This is a genomic window from Microbacterium sp. KU4F, from assembly GCF_056868075.1.
In genome coordinates this window covers 1856996-1875828 of the sequence record NZ_CP200324.1, presented here as the reverse complement: position 1 = coordinate 1875828, position 18833 = coordinate 1856996, and the positions used below count along the sequence as shown (strand labels likewise).

The 18833-nt window shown below is 69.7% G+C and carries 21 protein-coding genes, 3 tRNA genes and 2 pseudogenes; 18 read left to right on the top strand and 8 right to left on the bottom strand.

Features of this window, described 5'->3' with window-relative positions; genetic code table 11:
* Positions 1-41: 41 nt before the first annotated feature.
* On the top strand, positions 42-854 hold the full coding sequence (locus AC1VNH_RS09595; RefSeq protein ID WP_483111090.1) for a DUF72 domain-containing protein: 813 nt from the start codon (positions 42-44) through the stop codon (positions 852-854).
* A 98-nt stretch (positions 855-952) separates the two neighbouring features.
* On the opposite strand, the gene AC1VNH_RS09590 is transcribed toward AC1VNH_RS09595, so the two are convergent.
* A complete protein-coding gene (locus AC1VNH_RS09590; protein ID WP_483111089.1) occupies positions 953-1258 on the bottom strand; it encodes a heavy-metal-associated domain-containing protein in 306 nt (101 codons plus the stop codon).
* 120 nt (positions 1259-1378) lie between these two features.
* On the opposite strand from AC1VNH_RS09590, the gene AC1VNH_RS09585 reads away from it, so the two are divergent.
* Together AC1VNH_RS09585 and AC1VNH_RS09580 are read left to right on the top strand one after the other, a co-directional pair.
* On the top strand, positions 1379-2047 hold the full coding sequence (locus AC1VNH_RS09585) for a hypothetical protein (RefSeq protein ID WP_483111088.1): 669 nt from the start codon (positions 1379-1381) through the stop codon (positions 2045-2047).
* Positions 2044-2181, top strand: coding sequence for a hypothetical protein (locus AC1VNH_RS09580; RefSeq protein WP_460738798.1), 138 nt, complete (start codon positions 2044-2046; stop codon positions 2179-2181). The genes AC1VNH_RS09585 and AC1VNH_RS09580 overlap by 4 nt, the downstream gene beginning before the upstream one ends.
* A 102-nt stretch (positions 2182-2283) precedes the next feature.
* On the opposite strand, the gene AC1VNH_RS09575 is transcribed toward AC1VNH_RS09580, so the two are convergent.
* Positions 2284-3306 carry an aldo/keto reductase gene (locus AC1VNH_RS09575; protein WP_483111087.1) on the bottom strand — a complete coding sequence of 341 codons (1023 nt, stop codon included), beginning with the start codon at positions 3304-3306 and terminating at the stop codon, positions 2284-2286.
* Positions 3307-3400: 94 nt separating this feature from the next.
* Between AC1VNH_RS09575 and AC1VNH_RS09570 the strand changes: the two genes are divergently transcribed.
* Positions 3401-3976 (top strand): TetR/AcrR family transcriptional regulator, encoded by a 576-nt coding sequence (locus AC1VNH_RS09570; protein WP_483111086.1) that lies wholly within the window; start codon positions 3401-3403, stop codon positions 3974-3976.
* Between the two features lie 10 nt (positions 3977-3986).
* Here AC1VNH_RS09570 and AC1VNH_RS09565 read toward each other — a convergent pair whose 3' ends face one another.
* The 5 genes from AC1VNH_RS09565 to AC1VNH_RS09545 all read right to left on the bottom strand — a co-directional run bounded on the left by AC1VNH_RS09565 (position 3987) and on the right by AC1VNH_RS09545 (position 6275).
* The gene (locus tag AC1VNH_RS09565; protein WP_483110661.1) at positions 3987-4958 is read right to left on the bottom strand and encodes an IS481 family transposase; all 972 of its coding nucleotides are present in this window, start codon (positions 4956-4958) and stop codon (positions 3987-3989) included.
* A 114-nt stretch (positions 4959-5072) separates the two neighbouring features.
* Complete coding sequence (locus tag AC1VNH_RS09560) at positions 5073-5717, bottom strand: hypothetical protein (RefSeq protein ID WP_483111085.1); 645 nt, start codon at positions 5715-5717, stop codon at positions 5073-5075.
* 230 nt (positions 5718-5947) lie between these two features.
* Positions 5948-6020, bottom strand: a tRNA-Phe gene (locus AC1VNH_RS09555).
* A gap of 81 nt (positions 6021-6101) precedes the next feature.
* Positions 6102-6175: transfer RNA gene (locus AC1VNH_RS09550), tRNA-Asp, on the bottom strand.
* 27 nt (positions 6176-6202) lie between these two features.
* Positions 6203-6275, bottom strand: a tRNA-Glu gene (locus AC1VNH_RS09545).
* Positions 6276-6499: 224 nt separating this feature from the next.
* Between AC1VNH_RS09545 and AC1VNH_RS09540 the strand changes: the two genes are divergently transcribed.
* Complete coding sequence (locus tag AC1VNH_RS09540) at positions 6500-7873, top strand: peptidoglycan DD-metalloendopeptidase family protein (protein ID WP_483111084.1); 1374 nt, start codon at positions 6500-6502, stop codon at positions 7871-7873.
* A 67-nt stretch (positions 7874-7940) separates the two neighbouring features.
* On the opposite strand, the gene AC1VNH_RS09535 is transcribed toward AC1VNH_RS09540, so the two are convergent.
* The gene (locus AC1VNH_RS09535) at positions 7941-8474 is read right to left on the bottom strand and encodes an inorganic diphosphatase (RefSeq protein ID WP_483111083.1); all 534 of its coding nucleotides are present in this window, start codon (positions 8472-8474) and stop codon (positions 7941-7943) included.
* Positions 8475-8654: 180 nt separating this feature from the next.
* On the opposite strand from AC1VNH_RS09535, the gene tilS reads away from it, so the two are divergent.
* From tilS to AC1VNH_RS09470, 13 genes and pseudogenes are all read left to right on the top strand, one after another.
* Positions 8655-9647 (top strand): tRNA lysidine(34) synthetase TilS, encoded by a 993-nt coding sequence (gene tilS, locus AC1VNH_RS09530; RefSeq protein ID WP_483111081.1) that lies wholly within the window; start codon positions 8655-8657, stop codon positions 9645-9647.
* Between the two features lie 49 nt (positions 9648-9696).
* On the top strand, positions 9697-10248 hold the full coding sequence (gene hpt / locus AC1VNH_RS09525; RefSeq protein ID WP_243230918.1) for a hypoxanthine phosphoribosyltransferase: 552 nt from the start codon (positions 9697-9699) through the stop codon (positions 10246-10248).
* Between the two features lie 126 nt (positions 10249-10374).
* Positions 10375-12381 (top strand): ATP-dependent zinc metalloprotease FtsH, encoded by a 2007-nt coding sequence (gene ftsH, locus AC1VNH_RS09520; RefSeq protein ID WP_483111079.1) that lies wholly within the window; start codon positions 10375-10377, stop codon positions 12379-12381.
* Between the two features lie 7 nt (positions 12382-12388).
* Positions 12389-12979: a GTP cyclohydrolase I gene (gene folE / locus AC1VNH_RS09515; protein ID WP_483111078.1), complete on the top strand. Its 591-nt coding sequence runs from the start codon at positions 12389-12391 to the stop codon at positions 12977-12979.
* Between the two features lie 11 nt (positions 12980-12990).
* Positions 12991-13779, top strand: coding sequence for a dihydropteroate synthase (gene folP / locus AC1VNH_RS09510; RefSeq protein ID WP_483112715.1), 789 nt, complete (start codon positions 12991-12993; stop codon positions 13777-13779).
* 8 nt (positions 13780-13787) lie between these two features.
* Positions 13788-14147, top strand: a complete 360-nt coding sequence (gene folB, locus AC1VNH_RS09505; protein ID WP_483111076.1) for a dihydroneopterin aldolase — start codon at positions 13788-13790, stop codon at positions 14145-14147.
* Positions 14144-14668: a 2-amino-4-hydroxy-6-hydroxymethyldihydropteridine diphosphokinase gene (gene folK / locus AC1VNH_RS09500; RefSeq protein WP_483111075.1), complete on the top strand. Its 525-nt coding sequence runs from the start codon at positions 14144-14146 to the stop codon at positions 14666-14668. The genes folB and folK overlap by 4 nt, the downstream gene beginning before the upstream one ends.
* Complete coding sequence (locus AC1VNH_RS09495; RefSeq protein WP_483111074.1) at positions 14665-15156, top strand: DUF3180 domain-containing protein; 492 nt, start codon at positions 14665-14667, stop codon at positions 15154-15156. Before folK ends, AC1VNH_RS09495 begins: the two co-directional genes overlap by 4 nt.
* Positions 15104-15688, top strand: coding sequence for a PH domain-containing protein (locus AC1VNH_RS09490; RefSeq protein WP_483111073.1), 585 nt, complete (start codon positions 15104-15106; stop codon positions 15686-15688). Before AC1VNH_RS09495 ends, AC1VNH_RS09490 begins: the two co-directional genes overlap by 53 nt.
* Positions 15685-17283, top strand: a complete 1599-nt coding sequence (locus AC1VNH_RS09485) for a PH domain-containing protein (RefSeq protein ID WP_483111072.1) — start codon at positions 15685-15687, stop codon at positions 17281-17283. The genes AC1VNH_RS09490 and AC1VNH_RS09485 overlap by 4 nt, the downstream gene beginning before the upstream one ends.
* Positions 17280-17986 (top strand): annotated as a pseudogene (locus AC1VNH_RS09480) (DUF2520 domain-containing protein). The gene AC1VNH_RS09485 and the pseudogene AC1VNH_RS09480 overlap by 4 nt, the downstream one beginning before the upstream one ends.
* Positions 17983-18222 (top strand): annotated as a pseudogene (locus AC1VNH_RS09475) (pantoate--beta-alanine ligase); the annotation flags it as partial. The pseudogenes AC1VNH_RS09480 and AC1VNH_RS09475, both read left to right, overlap by 4 nt.
* Before the next feature lie 43 nt (positions 18223-18265).
* Positions 18266-18832 carry a pantoate--beta-alanine ligase gene (locus AC1VNH_RS09470; RefSeq protein ID WP_483111070.1) on the top strand — a complete coding sequence of 189 codons (567 nt, stop codon included), beginning with the start codon at positions 18266-18268 and terminating at the stop codon, positions 18830-18832.
* Position 18833 lies beyond the last annotated feature (1 nt).

Below are 18833 nucleotides of genomic sequence, written 5' to 3'. Positions count from 1 at the left end.
CCGCATCCGTCGCCGTAGCGTCGCGGGCGCGAGGAGGTGGCATGGGCTCGAGCGGGCGCGAGGTACGCGTGGGGATCTCGGGGTGGAACTACCCGTCGTGGCGGGGCGACTTCTACCCGAAGGGACTCGTGCACGCACGGGAGCTCGCCTACGTCGGCGAGCGGATGCGGAGCCTCGAGCTCAACGGATCGTTCTACTCGCTGCAGCGGCCCACAAGCTATCAGCGCTGGCGGGATGCGGTGCCGGATGACTTCGTCTTCGCCGTCAAAGGCTCGCGCTACATCACCCACATGCTCCGCCTGCGCGAGGTCGATCAGGCATTGGCGAACTTCTTCGCGTCGGGGGTGCTGGCTCTCGGATCCAAACTCGGCCCCGTGCTGTGGCAGCTTCCGGAGCGCGAGGAGTTCGACGCCGACGTGCTCGAGGATTTCATCTGGCGCCTGCCGGCGTCGACGGGCGCCGCTCTCGAGCTGGCCCGGCGGCATGATGCGCGCGTCGAGGGACGCGCGTGGCTCGAGATCGATGAGGACAGGCCCCTTCGCCACGCTCTGGAGCCGCGTGCGCGCTCGTTCGAGTCCCCGTCGCTCGCGCCCCTCCTACGGGAGCACGGCGTGGCGCTGGTCGCCGCTGACTCGGCGGAAACCTGGCCCGGATTCGGCGAGCAGACCGCATCCTTCGCGTACGCACGCCTGCACGGCTCGACCGATCTGTACGCGAGCGGATACACGGATGCGGAGCTCGACGCCTGGGCGGAGCGCATCGCCGGGTGGTCGGGCGATGTGTACGTGTACTTCGACAACGACGCGCGCGGCCGCGCACCGCACGACGCCCTCGCGCTCGCCGCGCGGGTGTGACGCTCCGCCACCACGCGAGACTGCACTTCCGTCACGAGATCACTGTCATTACCCGTGATCTCGTGGACGCGAAGCAGCCTCGCGAGCGAAGGCGGGGCTCAGGCCAGCGAGTAGCCGGCCTCGTCGATCGCCGCAGCGATCGCCTGCGCGTCGACGGGGGATGCGGCGCGGAAGGTGACACGCGAGGCGCCACCGACCTGAAGGTCGACGGACACGTCGGTCACGCCGTCGATCGCGGTGAGTTCTTGGGTGACGGCCGACACACAGTGCGCGCACGTCATGCCGGTGACGAGGATCTCTTGGGCGTCGGCGGCTGCCGGCGCGGATGCGTGATGGTCGCCGTGACCGCCGCAGGCGCATGCCGCCTTGGGCTCGGTGCGGCCGAACTCGATGCGCTGAATCATGTGGGCTCCGTTCCGTCATCAGCATACCCCGAGGGGGTATGGGTGAGCGAGGGTTGGGGCTCACTCTACGGTGATGTGGATAACGCTCCGGCCGTTCGGCGCCGTCTGTAAGCTCCCTCCGTGCCGACCTCTCGCCCGCTCACCCGACTCCTGGCTGCGCTCGCACTCGGATGCGGCGCTGCGCTGCTTGCATCCTGCGCCGCCGCAGCTCCGGCCCCCGCCGAGGGCGACCCCGATTCCAGTGCGGCGCCGGCGAGCGAGGAGCCCTCCTCGCCGCAGGGTGGCGGGGGAGGCGGCTCCTTCACGGTCGACGGCGTGCTGTCGCGCTTCCCCTCGTGCGAGGCGATCGGTGCGGTGGTCTCCGCTCAGATCGCGGGTCTCGATGTTTCAGAGGAAACCATCGAGGACGGCTCCGTGAGGTGCTATTGGGGCTCGCCCATCGGAGCGGAACCGGTCGTCTTCGGCGTGACCGTCGACCCGAACAACGGTGTCGGCGACGTGCCGGACACGGACACGATCGCGCTGTCCGGGCTGGAGTACGTTCCGGATGCGGGCCTTGAGGCGGCGGGCGGCATCGCAAGTCTCCTGCGTGCCGTGGGTGATCGCGCCAGCCTGACGACCACGACGACCGTGCCCGGTGTCTACATCTCCTTCTCGCAGGTCAAGGTGGAGCTGATCCCGACTTCGGTGGCACCGCGGCCGTCGCCGCCGCGAAGCAGCTGCTCGGCATCGACGGCTGACCTCGCCACGACCCTCGCGCCCTCGAGCAGTTCTACGCTCGAGAGGTGACCTCTCGACAGCCCCCGTGGGTGTGCCCCACCTGTGGCGACGCGCTGCGCTTCGAGATCCTCGACGACGCGGCGTTCCTGGTCGCGTGGTCGTGCCTGAACTGCGGCCTCGTCCGCGTCACCGAACCTGCTTGAGCTCTCCCGTCCGGTCGCCGACCAGGCGCTCCTCGCCCCGGCCGTTGAGCGAGCGCAGCGAGACGAAACGCGCCCCCGCGCATCAGAGACGCGGGCATCCGGTCAGCGCGCCATCCGCTCCGATACGGGTCGGCGGCGGAGCGCGCTGTCGCCCACCTCCGGTCCGCGGTAGACCATGTCCATCGCGCCGATGCTCTCCCCGGGGGCGACGATGGCGTCGATGCGGTCGAGCACCTCGTCCGACAGGGCGACCTCCGCGCCGGCGAGCGTGGATTCCAGCTGCTCCATCGTGCGGGGTCCGATGATCGCCGAGGTCACCCCGGGGTGGGCGAGTGTGAACGCCATCGCCAGGTGCGAGAGAGGGATGCCGACCTCATCCGCCAGGGCGACGAGTTCTTCGATCGTGGCGAGTCGGCGCTCGTCGCGGAAGTGCTGCATTCCGGTGCCGGCGCGGAAGTTGTCGTTGGTCTGACCCGCCCGGTACTTGCCGGAGAGCGCGCCGCCCGCGAGTGGGCTGTAGACGAGCGTGCCCATCCCGTAGCGCTGCGCGACGGGGAGGATCTCACGCTCGATCTCCCTGTCGAGGATCGAGTAGTTCGGCTGCTCGGTGCGGAATCGCTCGAAGCCGCGCCGCTCCGAGACCCACTGCGCCTCGACGATCTCGGAGCCGCGCATCGAGGAGGACCCGATGGCGCGCACCTTGCCCTGGCGCACCAGGTCGGTCAGGGCGGAGAGGGTCTCGTCGATGTCCGTGTCGGGGTCGGGGCGGTGGAGCTGATAGAGGTCGATGTAGTCGGTGTCGAGGTTGCGGAGCGAGCGCTCGACCGCATCCATGATCCAGCGGCGTGACGCGCCTCGGTGGTTGATGTCGTCGTCGACCGGACCATAGAACTTGGTGGCGAGCACGACCTGGTCGCGGCGGCCGCGGAGGGCTTCGCCGACGACCTCCTCGGAGTCGCCGTAGCGATCGGCGGTGTCGACGAAGTTGATGCCTGCGTCGAGGGCGCGGTGGATGATCCGGATGCCCTCCTGTCGATCCGGGTTGCCGTACGAGCCGAGCATCATGGCGCCGAGGGCGTAGGGGGTCACTTTGATGCCGGTGCGGCCGAGAGTGCGGTATTGCATGGGATCCTCCGCTAGTCTGTGGGATGCGGAACATTGTTCCGCTCTCGCTCACAATACGGAACGCTGTTCCGTTTGGCAAGGAGGTGTCGCCGACGTGTCTGTGGAACCGACTGCCGTAGCGCCTCGTCGCCCGCGTTCGGACGCGGCCCACAACTCCGCCGCGCTCCTCGCCGCCGCACGGGTCGTGTTCGCTCGCTCGGGCGTCGATGCTCCCGCCCGTGAGATCGCCGCGGAGGCCGGCGTGGGGGTCGGAACGCTCTATCGTCACTTCCCGAACCGCGCCGAACTCGTCGCGGCCGTGTTCACGACCGAGATCGACGCGACGGCCGTGGCTGCCACCGAGCTGCTGAACGAGCTCCCGCCGGGCGAGGCCCTCGACCGGTGGGTGGAGCGGTTCACCCGGTTCGTGGCCACGAAGCAGGGCCTCTCAGCGGCGCTGATCTCCGGGGATCCCGCGTTCGAGTCTTTGCCGGCCCACCTCATCGCGAAGCTGGGCCCGGCCATCCGGATGCTCCTGGATGCCGCCGTGGATGCGGGTGAGGTGCGACCCGGCGTCGACCCGATTCAGCTGCTGCAGGCCATCGGCGATCTCAGTCACCGTGCGCCGTCGGCCGACGGTTCTCCGAACGCGATGGTCCGCCTCCTGCTCGACGGGCTGCGGCTGCGCTAGTTGTACTCGGTCACTTCGTTGGTGACGTTCGGCTGATGGGTGCCTGGCCTGCGCAAGCGGTGTGGGGTCGAGCGTAGTTGTAGTGCTCGAGCCAGGGCGCGAGCGCGCTGGCTCGATCTTCGTTGGAGGTGAACGGATGCCGGTAGGCCCAGTTCTCCTGCAGGGTCCGATTGAAGCGTTCGGCCTTACCGTTCTGCCAAGGCGAGTGCGGACGGGTGAGGATGTGCGTGGCGCCAAGGGTGTTCAGTGTGGTCTGGAAGGCGTGGGAGCGTCGGTAGTTCAGTGCGTTGTCGGTCATCACGCTGCGGACGGTGATGCCGTGATCGAGGAAGAACGCGGCTGCCTCAGCGAGGAAGGCGGCGCAGGTGGGCCCCTTCTCGTCGGGCAGGATCCGAGCGAACGCGAGCCGCGAGTGGTCATCGACGGCGACATGGACATAGTCGAACCCGACCCGTCGTGGTCGGGAGCTGTGGTGATCGATGACGTCCGGGCCATCGAGTCGCCAGCCACCGCCAGCGGGGATGCGGCCCAGCTTCTTCACGTCGATATGCACCAGGTCGCCTGGCTGCTCACGTTCGTAACGCAGCTGTGTGCGACGCGAGGCGCGGATCCGGATCCCGGTGACCGGATCGAGTTCGTGCAGGGCGGGTAGCCCCGCTCTGACGATGAGTCGAGATGCGGTCGAGGGGCTGACACCAACCAGGCGCGCCAATTCATCACGGCCCAGCCGTTCGGCCTGACGCAGCTCGAGCAACCGCGCGATCACCGCCGGCGATGTGGTGGCGGGGTGCGTGCGGTGTCGGGACGAGCGATCTCGCAAGCCCGCCCGTCCGAGAAGACGGAACCGGGTAACCCAGCGATGCGCGCACTGCCGTGACACCCCGAGTTCCTTGGCGACATGCGAGACCGGGCGCCCCGCCAACACCCGCTGAACCAGGATCAGGCGACCAGCTTCCGCCAATCGCGCGTTACGGTGAACCAAGAGAAGGCCTTCCTTCGAGTGACGTTAGACACCACTCAGGATGAAGGCCTTCTCCCTATCTCCGCGTCACCAACGATCAGACCGAGTACAGCTAGTCGAGTCGTCAGTGGCGCATCACTGTGCCGTCTGAGCAGAGAGCGTCCGCGCATGCGCGATGGCTTTTATGAGGACGGGGTGATCCTGACTGACGTCGAATCGCTCGCAGAACGTGCCCACGAGGGTCATGCCCTTATCGAGGTCCCCGACAGCGATGTGCAGGAGTCCGCGGGTGAGGTCCGTCTGGACATAGTTGTGTGGTCCGAATCTCCGGAAGGTCATGGTGGCTCGGGCGTTCATGACATCGAGCAGGTCTGCAACAGCGACCACGCCGGAGAAGTCTTGAGAAGCCTTCGACCAGACGTCTCGAGCCACTGCGTCGACGTGTCGCCCAGAGTCGGTAGCGACGATGGAGCACCACCGCGGGACACTGCCCGCGTCATCGATCGGATCGATGGTGACATCGAAGTCGGCGCTCTTGGTGGTCCTCTTCCACGAGGGGCGGCCGCCGCGGACCTTCGGTACGAAGTCGACGCCGAACCCCCACCTCGCTGAGTACTGCGCCCCCTTGATCGCCTGGAACTCGAGGATTCGCCTGATCTCGTTTCGTGGCTCGCTCACCCAGCGCCGGTCGGACGTACGCTCGAATCCCTCTGGCGCTGCCCTGTGAAGGGCATCCAAGATCGATTGTGGCAACCCGTAGGCCAAGACGTTTCTGCTCACGGTGGCCAAAGCTACTGCGGCCGTGTGCCATCGCGCGCGATCTTGACCGCCAAACACACCGGAGATGCGTTCGTTCGAGAACGGGATGCGTCGTGTGAGCCGGGCGCGTTTCGATTCGCTGCGCTCGCGAGGCGACCGGGGCAAAGGCCGGTCTCACCAGGGCAAAGCAAAACCCCCGCCATGTAGAAGCTAGGCGAGGGTTTCTGGGACCGTTGTAACGACGGTCCGTGTGGCTCCGACGGGCGTCGATCCCGTGACCTCACGATTTTCAGTCGTGCGCTCTACCAACTGAGCTACAGAGCCCCGCGGCATCCGTATCGCGCGAGGCGACGCGATGTCGCGTCCTAAACGAAAGGCCCTTCGAGAAGGGCCCGTCGCTCAGAGCGACCCTGACGGGACTTGAACCCGCGACCTCCGCCGTGACAGGGCGGCACGCTAACCAACTGCGCTACAGGGCCATGCTTGTTTAATTGTATTCGGTTGTGTGACCCCAACGGGATTCGAACCCGTGCTACCGCCGTGAAAGGGCGGCGTCCTAGGCCGCTAAACGATGGGGCCGGATGAACCCTTCGGGCTCACGCTTACCGAAGAGCAAGCATAGGCGAGGTTCTACCAAATGCGAAATCGGGTCCGACCGCCCGCGCGCGTCGCTGCCCGACGGGGCGTCGATCAGGGGAGAGGATGGCGCGGGGCCGCCCGCATCCTGCTCTCAAAGAACCCGTTGCGGATGTGACTGATGTTGTTAGTGTTGTCGGTGTTGCGCCGGTGAATGAGGGGCTGTTGTGTCTGCCGAAGATCTGCCCGGAGCGGAAGAGGACTGCGGCTGCGGTCCCACCGCCCAAGAGAAGCGCGCCCTCTGGCCCACGATGACTCGCCGCGTCGCTCTCGGCGCCGGTGCTCTCGGCGTCGTCGGGCTCGCCGCGTTGGCCGGCCCGCTCCAGCCCCAAGCGTTCGCGATCGAGGGCTACCCCTCGTGGGACGACGTGCAGAGAGCGAAGAACAACGAGGCCGCCAAGGGCGCCGAGATCCAGCGCATCCAGAACCTCATCGCGCAGCTGCAGGCCGATGTCGTCGCGAAGCAGGCGGTCGCCGACCAGAAGTCGCAGGAGTACTTCACCGCCCAGCAGGCGTACTTCGATGCCGCCGCGCGTGCCGACAATCTGCAGTCGCAGGCCGACGCCCAGGCGGCCGCTGCGACTGAGGCGGCCAACAAGGCCGGTCGCGTCGCCAGCCAGCTCTACAAGGCCGGTGGCGATGACACGTCGCTGCAGCTCTTCTTCGCGGGCTCCGCAGCCGGCGCCGACGACCTGCTCGCCCGCCTCGGCACGATGGACAAACTCCTCGAGCGCAACCAGGACGTCTACGCCTCCGCCGTCTCCGCGCGTAACGCCGCCCAGTCACTGACCGATCAGGCCAAGTCGGCTCGCGATGAGCGCGACAAGTTGCAGCAGGCTGCCGAGCAGGCGATGCAGGAGGCGCAGGCTGCAGCCCAGGCGGCGCAGGCCGCCCTCGACGAGCAGAACCAGTACCTCGGCACGCTCCAGGCGCAGCTCGCGGCCCTGCAGGACACCACCGCCAAGACAGTCGCCGACTACCAGGCCGGTGTGGCGGAGCAGAAGCGTCGCGAGGAAGAAGCGCGGAAGGCAGCCGAAGAGGCTGCGCGGCGTGCGGCGGAGGAAGCGGCGAAGAACAACCCCGGCGGCGGTAGCGGCGGCGGCGGTGGTGGCGGGGGCGGCGGCTCAGGATGGGTGCGCCCCGCCGGCGGCGGAGTCTCCTCCGAGTACGGGCCCCGTTACTCCCAGTGCGGGCCGAGCTACTGCGCGAGCGGTTACCACTACGGCATCGACCTGGCGGCCGGATGCTGGGGCAACATCTACGCGGCAACCGGAGGCACCGTCACGTTCGCGGGTCGCAACGGCGGATACGGCAACTACATCCGCCTCGACCACGGCGGCGGATACGGCACCGGCTACGCCCACATCTCCGACGGCGGCATCTACGTATCGCGCGGACAGTGGGTCAACGCCGGCCAGGTCATTGCGGGCGTCGGCAACACCGGCAACTCCTTCGGCTGCCACCTACACTTCGAGTGCTACACCCCCAGCGGCACCGTCAATCCGCGCAACTTCATGGCGGCTCGCGGCATCTACTTCTGAGCAGCCCCAAGACAGAAAGAGAGCGGATGCGGCCGGTGCCGCATCCGCTCTCTTCGTCTGAGTGGTCTCAGAGGGAGTTGGGTGCCTGGCCCTCACCCTGCGTCTTGGTCTGGCCCTCGTGCTCCTCGAAGCGCTCGAACGCCTCGGCGACGAGACGCTCGGCCTCGGCGGCGCCGGCCCACTCGTCGACCTTGACCCACTTGCCCGGCTCGAGGTCCTTGTAGTGCTCGAAGAAGTGGCCGATCTCGCCCTTGGTCCACTCGTCGATGTCGTCGACGTCCTGGATGTGGGCCCAGCGCGGGTCCTTCGCCAGCACGGCCACGACCTTGTCGTCGCCGCCGGCCTCGTCGCTCATCTTCAGCACGGCGACCGGGCGTACCTTCGCGAGCACGCCGGGGTAGATGTCGCGGTCGAGCAGCACGAGCACGTCGAGCGGGTCGCCGTCCTCACCGAGCGTGTTCTCGAAGAAGCCGTAGTTGCTGGGGTAGCCCATGGGCGTGAACAGAACGCGGTCCAGGAAGACCCGGCCCGTGCCGTGGTCGACCTCGTACTTCACGCGGCTGCCGCGCGGGATCTCGATGACGGCGTCGTATGCGCCCATTCCTGTGCTCCTTCGGAAGTTCAGCGGATTCGCCACACAGCCTAGTCGGCCCGTCTCGGGCCTTCCGCGGGCAGGGCTCAGCCAGAACCCGCGGAAAGCGGCGCCGAGCGGATGTGGACGCGCCTTCCGGCTGAGCGGTGTCGGACGAACCGCCGCCACCGCCGCCAGTAGCGTGGTGTCATGCGTCCCGGACTCGACCCCGCCACCGCCGAGGTGCGCCGCGCCGTTCGCGCGGTGCTCGAACACCGGCGCGGACAGGCCGTTGTCGTCGGACTCTCGGGCGGTGCGGACTCCCTGGCGCTCACCGCCGCCGTCGCCTTCGAAGCCGCTGCGTTCGACGTGCGCGCGATCACGGTGACGGTCGATCACGGACTCCAGGACGGATCGGATGCGGTCGCCGCGCGCGCCGCCGACCTCGCGCGTGGCCTCGGGCTCGCCGCCGAGGTCGTACGCGTCGAGGTGTCGGCGGCGGGCGACGGGCTGGAAGCCGCTGCCCGCACCGCCCGTCGCGCGGCACTCGCGGAGGCCGCCGCACGCCTCGGCGCGTCTGCGGTGCTGCTCGCGCACACGCTCGACGACCAGGCCGAGACCGTGCTGCTCGGGCTCGCCCGGGGTTCGGGAGCGACGAGCCTCGGCGGGATGGCCCCGGAGCGTGAGGACGACGCCGGTCTCACGTGGCTCCGTCCGCTGCTGGGCGTTTCTCGTGCCACGACGCTCGCCGCGTGCGGCGCCGCGGAGCTCGAGGCGTGGCACGACCCGCACAACGACGACCCCGCCTTCACCCGCGTGCGGGTGCGTCAGCGGGTGCTCCCGGTGCTCGAGCGGGAGCTCGGACCCGGCATCGCCGAAGCCCTCGCCCGCACTGCCGAGCAGCTGCGAGCGGATGCAGCCGCTTTCGCCGAGATGATCGATGAGACCATCGAAGACATCGTCGAGCCCGCCGAGGCCGGGATCGCCGTCTCGGTCGCCGCCCTGGCCGCCAACCCGGCGGCGCTGCGCACCCGCATCCTGCGCCACGTCGTGGCCAGTGAGTTCCACGTCTCCCTCACGCACCGCCAGACGCAGGAGGTCGAGCGGCTGGTCACCGACTGGCGCGGCCAGGGCCCCATCGACCTGCCCGCGTGCCGCGCGGCCCGCGTGGGCGGCCGGATCGTCTTCAGCGCATCGACCTGACCCGGCCCGCGCACAGGGCGCCGGCGGTGCCGCCGCCTAGACTCGACGCATGCGCGCAGCGGACATCGCAGACGACCTCACGACCGTTCTTGCCACCGAGGAGCAGATCCTCGCCAAGCTCGAGGAGATCGCGGCCCAGGTGGCCGCCGACTACGAGGGCAAGGACCTCGTGCTCGTGGGCGTACTCAAGGGCGCGATCATGGTCATGGCCGACTTCTCCCGCGCACTGCCGAGCCTCGTGCCGATGGACTGGATGGCCGTCTCCTCCTACGGAACCGGTACGCGATCGAGCGGTGTCGTGCAGATCCGCAAAGACCTCGACACCGACATCCACGACAAGCACGTGCTCATCGTCGAGGACATCATCGACTCGGGGCTGACCCTCAGCTGGCTGCTGGAGAACTTCGCCGCCCGCGGCGCCGCATCCGTCGAGGTCTTCGCGCTGTTCCGCAAGCCCGAGGCCGCCAAGGTGCAGGTCGACTGCCGCTACGTCGGCTTCGAGATCCCCAACGAGTTCGTCGTCGGCTACGGCCTCGACTACGCCGAGCGCTACCGCAACCTGCGCGACGTCGCAGTGCTCGCCCCCCACGTCTACAGCTGATCACGGGGGATGCGCGCCCTGTACGCCGTGGGCGAATGCACAGACCCGGCATAGTGAGCCCGCGCTACCCTGAAACGACCGCCGGGAGGCGGTCTGTCGACGAAAGGGCCGGGGTCTCCCCGCGAAATGGACTTCAAGAAGATCACGCGCAACCCGCTCCTGTACGTTCTGGTGATCGGGCTGTTCCTCATCGTTGGTTTCTCGCTCATCTCGAGCCTGGGGGCGGCGAAGCAGATCACGACCCAGCAGGGCCTCGAACTACTCCAGGGCTCCACCGTCACCGAGGTGACCAACACCGACGGCGACCAGCGCGTCGACCTGAAGCTCTCGGCGCCCTACCAGGGCGCGAACGACGTGCAGTTCTACTACGTCGGTGCCCGCGCCGATGAGGTGGTGCAGGCGATCGATGCCGCCAAGCCCTCCGACGGCTACAACGACGTCGTTCCCCGTGCGACCTGGTTCGACGGGCTCATTTCACTCCTGCTGCCGATCCTGCTGCTCGGCGTCATCTTCTGGTTCCTCATCTCCTCCGCCCAGGGTGGCGGCAGCAAGGTCATGCAGTTCGGCAAGTCTCGCGCGAAGCTCGTGACCAAGGAGTCCCCGACTGTCACCTTCCAGGATGTGGCGGGCTCCGACGAGGCCATCGAAGAGATGCAGGAGATCAAGGACTTCCTGAAGGACCCCACCAAGTTCCAGGCGCTGGGTGCCCGCATCCCGAAGGGCGTGCTGCTGTACGGCCCTCCCGGAACCGGTAAGACCCTGCTCGCGCGCGCCGTCGCCGGCGAGGCCGGGGTGCCCTTCTACTCGATCTCGGGTTCCGACTTCGTCGAGATGTTCGTCGGCGTCGGCGCCAGCCGCGTGCGCGACCTGTTCAACCAGGCCAAGGAAAGCGCCCCGGCGATCATCTTCATCGACGAGATCGACGCCGTCGGTCGTCACCGCGGTGCCGGTCTCGGCGGCGGTCATGACGAGCGCGAGCAGACCCTGAACCAGATGCTCGTCGAGATGGACGGCTTCGACCCCAAGGCCAACGTCATCGTCATCGCCGCGACGAACCGTCCCGACATCCTCGACCCGGCGCTGCTGCGCCCGGGCCGCTTCGACCGCCAGATCGGCGTCGACGCCCCCGACCTCAAGGGCCGCAAGCAGATCCTCGAGGTGCACGGCCGCGGCAAGCCGCTGGCCGACTCGGTCGACCTCGAGGTCGTCGCACGAAAGACCCCCGGCTTCACCGGTGCCGACCTCGCCAACGTGCTCAACGAGGCCGCGCTGCTCACGGCGCGCTCCGACGCCCAGCTCATCGACAACCGTGCCCTCGACGAGGCGATCGACCGCGTGATCGCCGGTCCGCAGCGTCGCACGCGTGTGATGAAGGACAAGGAGAAGCTCATCACGGCCTACCACGAGGGCGGACACGCGCTCGCGGCGGCGGCGATGAACCACACCGACCCGGTCACGAAGGTCACGATCCTGCCGCGCGGCAAGGCGCTCGGCTACACGATGGTGCTGCCGGTCGACGACAAGTACTCCGTCACCCGCAACGAGCTGCAGGACCAGCTGACCTACGCGATGGGCGGTCGCGTGGCCGAGGAGATCGTCTTCCACGACCCCACCACCGGTGCCTCGAACGACATCGAGAAGGCCACCAACATCGCCCGCAAGATGGTCACCGAGTACGGCATGACCACGGATGTGGGCCCGGTCAAGCTCGGCGGATCCTCGGGTGAGGTCTTCATGGGTCGCGACATGGGTCATGGTCGTGACTTCAGCGAGCGGGTGGCCGAGCGAGTCGACGTGCAGGTGCGGGCGCTCATCGAGCAGGCGCACAACGAGGCGTACCAGGTCATCAACGACAACCGCGACATCCTCGACAAGCTCGCGCTGGCGCTGCTGGAGAAGGAGACGCTGGATCACATCGAGCTCGCCGAGATCTTCTCGGACGTGAAGCGGCTGCCCCCGCGTCCGCAGTGGCTGTCCAGCTCCGAGCGCCCGGTCTCGCCGCTGCCTCCCGTCGACGTGCCGGCGCGTGCGCCGCAGGTCGGTGTGGCCGCGGCCCAGGAGGCGGATGCGGCGGCTGTCCCCGCGACGCCGCGTCAGCGTCCGTCGGGTCAGGCTCGCCCCGCGACCGCGTAAGGCCGTCGTGGCCGTCGACCGCCCTCGCGTCGCGGACCTCGTCCGCCAGCTGCTCGAGGCGATCGGGGAGGATCCCGACCGCCCCGGGTTGAAGCAGACCCCGCACCGCGTGGCAGAGCTGTACGCCGACTTCTTCGCCGGCGTCGGTGAGGACGCAGCCGAGCCGCTCTCGCACACCATCTCGGTGGCGCAGGGGCCGGCGCCGGAGACGCTCCCCTCGGGGCCGATCGTGCTGCGCGACGTGCGCTTCCGCTCGGTGTGCGAGCACCACCTCCTGCCCTTCGCGGGCAAGGCGCACCTCGCCTACCTTCCCGCCGAGCGCGTGGTCGGGCTCGGGGCGCTGCCGCGGGTCGTCGACGTCCTCGCCTCCCGCCCGCAGGTGCAGGAGCGTCTGGGCGAGCAGATCGCGGACGCGATCGCCCACGGGCTGGATGCGCGCGGAGTGCTCGTCGTGCTGGATGCGTCGCATGAGTGCGTCACGATGCGCGGCGGACGCCAGGTCGACGCGACCACGGTGACCATCGCCGCCCGCGGCGAGTTCGCCGAGCCCGCGGCCCGTGCCGAACTCATCGCGCTGATCGCAGGAGGAGCCTCGTGAGCTGTCTCATCATGGGGATCGTCAACGTGACGCCCGACTCCTTCAGCGACGGAGGCCGTTTCCTCGCGCACGAGGAGGCGGTGCGCCACGCGCTGCGCCTGGTCGGCGAGGGCGCCCAGATCATCGACGTGGGCGGCGAGTCCACCCGGCCCGGCGCGGAGCGCGTCGGCGTCGAGGTCGAGCAGGAGCGCATCCTGCCGGTCGTCCACGCTCTCACCGAGGCCGGTGTCGCGGTCAGCGTCGACACGATGAACGCCGCGACCGCCGCCGCCGCGGTGGCCGCGGGCGCTCGCGTCATCAACGACGTGTCCGGTGGACTGTCCGATCCCTCGATCCTGGATGTGGCTGCCGACGCGAACGTCGACATCGTGCTCGGCCATTGGCGAGGGCACTCCGACGACATGTACGCCCCGGCGCAGTATCGCGACCTGGCCCGCGAGGTGACGGGAGAGCTCATCGCACGGATGGAGGCCGCCGCATCCGCCGGCATCCCGCCCTCTCGTCTGGTGCTCGATCCCGGCGTCGGTTTCGCCAAGCGCGGCGCGCAGAACTGGGAGATGCTGCGGGCGCTGCCGCAGGTGGTCGGGATCGGTCCGCGCGTGCTCGTGGGCACGAGCCGCAAGCGATTCCTCGGCGAGACGCTCGGCACGGACGACCTCGCGCGCCGCGACCGCGCCACCGCCGTGACCAGCGCGCTGGCCGCTCACGCCGGGGTATGGGGAGTGCGCGTGCACGATGTGCAGGCCACCGCCGACGCCCTCGCGATCGCGGAGGCGTGGCGTTCGGGAGGAGCAGGATGAGCCGCGACATGATCACCCTCACAGGCCTGCGTGCCCTCGGCTTCCACGGCGTCTACCCCGACGAGAAGCGCGACGGGCAGGAGTTCATCGTCGATGTCACGATGCGCCTCGACCTCGCCCCGGCCGCCGTGAGCGATGATGTCGCCGACACGGTGCACTACGGCGAGATCGCCGAAGAGGTCGTGGCCGTCGTCACGGGCGATCCGGTCGATCTCATCGAGACGCTCGCCGCCCGCATCGCCGCCGTCGTGCTGTCGCGCCCGCTCGTCGACGAGGTCACGGTCACGGTGCACAAGCCGCAGGCGCCCATCACGGTCCCCTTCGCCGATGCAGCCGTGACGATCGTGCGCGCCCGGGGCGAGCGATGAACCGGCGGCTCGCACAGGGATTCGAGGGGTCCTCGGCGCCGGCGGAGGCCGCATCCGTCACCGCCGTGATCGCGCTGGGCTCCAACCTCGGTGACCGCGGCGCGCTGCTCGACGAGGCAGCGGCCGATCTCGCGCGGCTGCCGCTGACGGCGAACGTGCGCGTCGCCCCCGTCATGGAGACCGTCGCGATCCGCCCCGACGGCCCCGACCCCGACGCACCCCGCTACCTGAACACCGTCGCCCTGGTGGACACCCGGCTCGCCCCGTCCGTGCTGCTGGAGTTCCTCCACCGCATCGAGGCCGACCACGGCAGGCGTCGCCGCGAGCGATGGGGCGATCGCACGCTCGATCTCGACCTCATCGCCTACGGCGACGTGCGCTCGACGACGCCGACGCTCGCGCTGCCGCATCCGCGGGCCGCCGAGCGCGACTTCGTCCTGCGGCCCTGGCTCGCCCTCGACGCCGCTGCGGTGCTCCCAGGCGTCGGCCGCGTCGCCGACCTTCTCGAGGCCCTCTCATGAAGCGCACCTCGCCCGCATCCCTCGCGATCGCCGTCGTGCTCGGCGCCGGCGTCGGATTCCTCATCGACCAGGTGCTGACCGCATCCGGTCAGGCGACGTTCACCCCCGTTCTCACGCTGCCGATCCTGTTGGCGCTGCTCGGTGCCCTCGTGTTGGTGCTGGGCATCGGGGTGCGGCGCGCGACGCGCGGACGCTCGGCCGGCCCGGTCGATCCGTTCCGCGCCGTGCGCATCGCGATGCTCGCCAAAGCCGCGAGCATCGTCGGGGCGGCCATGGGCGGCATCGCGATCGGGCTCTCCGTCTTCCTGCTGACGCGGCCCGTGATCCCCTCGGTAGGCTCGTTCAGCACCCTGATCGCGACGATCGTGGCCTGCGTCTTCCTCGTCGCGGCCGCTTTGGTGGCCGAGAGTCTGTGCACGATCCGGAAGGACGACGATGACGAACCCGACGCCGGGAGCCCCGGAGGCGACACCCTCTCCCACCTCTGACGAGGCCGTGCTGGATGCGGGGACTTTCGACGAGCTGCTCGAGTCCCGTCGTGAGGGACTCTTCGTGCGCGACGGCTCCTGGCACCAGCTCGCCCGCGCCTACCGGACCGTGCAGCTGATCTCGCTCACGGCGGCGGTCGTGCTCGTGGCGGTGGCGGCGCCGATCATCGCGGCGGTGACGGGCACCGGCTGGGTGTGGATCCCCGCGGGCGTGCTGCTGGTCGTGCTGGCCGTCACCCTCATCCTGACTCCGCGTCAGATCCGCTCGTTCGGCTACCGGCTGCGCGAGAACGACCTCGTGCTGCGCCGCGGCATCCTCTTCCAGCGCGTCGTCGCCGTCCCCTACGGCCGTATGCAGCTCGTCGACATCACGCACGGCCCGCTCGACCGGGCGTTCGGCATCGCGCAGCTCAAGCTCGTGACCGCGGCCGCTGCGTCCGCCGTCGTGATCCCAGGGCTCACCCAGGACGCCGCCGAGAAGCTGCGCGACGTGCTCATCGCCGTCGCGGAATCTCGGCGGACGGGACTGTGACCGAACCGGATGCGGGCCGTTCCGCGCTGAGCGACGGCGAGTGGCATCGGCTGCACCCGCTGACCCCCCTGCTGCGCGGCGGACTGTTCCTCGTCGTCGTGCTCGGTTTCGTCGTGGCCAACCTGCGCGACCGGCTGATCGAGATCTTCGCTCCCTGGCTGGCCCCCGGGTTCTCGGGCCCCGTTCCCGGCGACCCGGTGGACTACGTGCTCGGGCACGACCTGGTGCTGCTCGCGCTGGGCGTCGTGCTGCTCGTGGTCGTCGCCCTCATCCTCGTGTTCTGGATGTCGTGGCGCTTCCACACCTTCCGCATCACGGGCGACGACGTCGAGGTGCGCTCCGGTGTCGTCTTCCGCACCAACCGGCGGGCGCCGCTCGACCGCGTGCAGGGCGTGAACCTCACGCGTCCTCTGGTCGCGCGCCTGCTCGGTCTCGCGAAGCTCGAGGTCGTCGGCGCGGGCCTCGACGCCAACGTGCGCCTCGAGTACCTCTCGACCTCCAACGCGGAACAGGTGCGCGCCGACATCCTGCGCCTCGCTTCCGGCCGCGCCCTCGGTGAGAGCCGACCGAGCGGTGCCGGCGCCGCGACGTCGTGGCGCTCGGCGGCCGTGCAAACCGCCTCGCAGGCGATGGACTCGCTCGTCGCGGGAACCGACGAGCCTGAGGTGGAGCCCGCATCCGTCGTCCGCATCCCGCCCGGCCGGGTCATCGGCTCCATGCTCCTGCGCGACTCGACCGTGGTGGTGTTGGCGATCATGATCGCGCTCGTCGTCTGGGCGGTGACGGGGCCCGGGTGGCTCGTGTTCGCCATCCTCCCCACGATGATCGGGTTCGCGACCTACGTCGGCCGGGGAACGGTGAGGGCCCTCCGCTACGCGATCGCGCCGACCGACCACGGCGTGCGCATCGTGTTCGGCATCCTCACGACCGTCACCGAGATCCTCCCTCCGGGCCGCGTGCACGCCGTGCGGGTGCACCAGCCGATCCTCTGGCGCCCCGCGGGATGGTGGACGATCACGGTCAACCGGCTGTCCGGCTCGCGCGCGGGCCAGGAGGCGGCGGAGGCGTTCACCCGCGTGCTGCCGGTCGGCACCCGGGAGGATGCGGAGCGGGTCGTCGCGTTGTTGCTGCCCTGGCTCGGCGACGCCGAACGCGCGCTCCTGTTCGACCGCGGTCTGCTCGGCGCCGACGGCGACGCCGCCTTCACGACCACGCCGCGCCGTGCCCGCATCCTGCGCCCCGTGTCGTGGCGACGCAACGGCTTCGCGCTCACGGATGCGGCGCTGTTCCTGCGGCGCGGCAGATTCTGGCGTTCGCTCGTCGTGATACCGCTCGCCAGGCTGCAGTCCATCGCGCTGCAGCAGGGGCCCATCGACCGCGCGTTGCGCGTGGCCTCGGCTCGTGCGCACACCGTGGCCGGAGCGGTCGACACCAGCCTCGGCGGCATCGATGTCGAGGCCGCGCGCCGGATGTTCGAAGATGTGGCGCGCCGAGCGGTGACGGCGGCCCGCAGCGACAGATCGCACCGGTGGTTCGTCGAGGACACCGCGACCCTCGCGCGCGGCGAGGAACGAGACGAGGAGGAGAACGGATGAGGCGTGACGGCCGTCTGGGCGTCGGAGTGATCGGAGCGGGCCGGGTGGGGCCCATCATGGCGGCCGCTCTCGGCGGGGCGGGGCATGCGCTCATCGGCATCACCGCGGGCAGCGATCAGGACCGCGTGGAGGCGATCCTGCACGGAGTGCCGGTGCTGGATGCGGCCGAGATCCTTCGGCGCAGCGAGCTCGTGGTGCTCGCCGTCCCGCACGACGAGCTCCCCTCCCTCGTCGCAGGGCTTGCCGAGCTCGGTGGCTGGCAGCCGGGGCAGGCGTGCTGCACACCGACCCGGGGTACGGCACCGAGGTGCTGGCGCCTGCCCAGCGACTGGGCGCGATCGGCCTGGCCGTGCATCCGGCCATCACCTTCACGGGCACCACGATCGACCTGCGCCAGCTCGCCGCCTCCTACGCCGCCGTCACGGCGCCCGCGGCGGTGCTGCCGATCGCGCAGGCACTCGCCGTCGAGATCGGCTGCGAGCCCGTGGTCATCGCCGAGGCCGACCGTCCCGCCTACGCGGAGGCGATCGCGACCGCGACGGAGTTCTCCCGCGTGATCGTGCAGCAGGCGACGGGGCTGCTCGCGGGTATCGGCGTCGAGAACCCGGGCGGGTACCTCTCGGCCCTCGTGCGCTCGACGGTCGACCATGCCCTGACACGCGCGGATCCGCGCGGACCCGTGGGCGATACGATCGACGGATGATCCGCACCATCGCGGAGCTGCGCACCCGACTGGCAGACGCCAGAGCCGCGGCTCCCCAGGGCACGCGTGTCGCACTCGTCTCGACGATCGGTGCGCTGCACGACGGCCACACAGACCTCATCCGCACCGCACGCGAGAGCGCCGGAATCGTGGTCGTCTCCTCCTTCGTGAACCCGCTGCGCTTCGCCACGCACGCCGAGTACGAGGCCTATCCGCGCACCCCCGACGCGGATGCCGCCCTGCTCGAGCGCCTCGGCGTCGACCTCGTGTTCGCTCCGGATGCGGACGAGCTCGCTGCCCGCGGGCAAGGCCACGACCAAGGTGAGCGCGGGCGATCTGGGCCTGCGCTACGAGGGTCGGGTGCGCCCGTTCTACTTCGACGGACTGCTGACGGTCGAGGCGCAGCTGCTGAACCTGGTGCGGCCCGACGTCGCCGTCTACGGCGAGCGCGACCGCCAGCGCGTGTTCCTGGTGCGCCGGATGGTGCGCGATCTCTTCTTCGAGGTCGAGATCGTCGAGGCGGAGACGGTGCGCAGCGACGACGGTGTGCCGGTCTCGACGCGGCTCGCGACCCTCGACGCCGCCGACCGCGCTGCGGCGGCGCTGCTGCCGCGAGCGCTCGAGGCCGCGGCATCCAACGCCGACCGCGACGTCGACGCGTGCATCGCGGCTGCGCAGAGCGCGCTCATGGGCGAGTCCCGCATCCGGCTCGAGTACCTCAACGTCGTCGATCCGGCCACCTTCCTGCCCGTCGACGAGGGTCACCAGGGGCCCGCGCTGGCCCTGATCGCGGCGACCGTCGGCGGTCACCGCTTCGTCGACAACGCCGAGATCTTCGTGCGCTGAG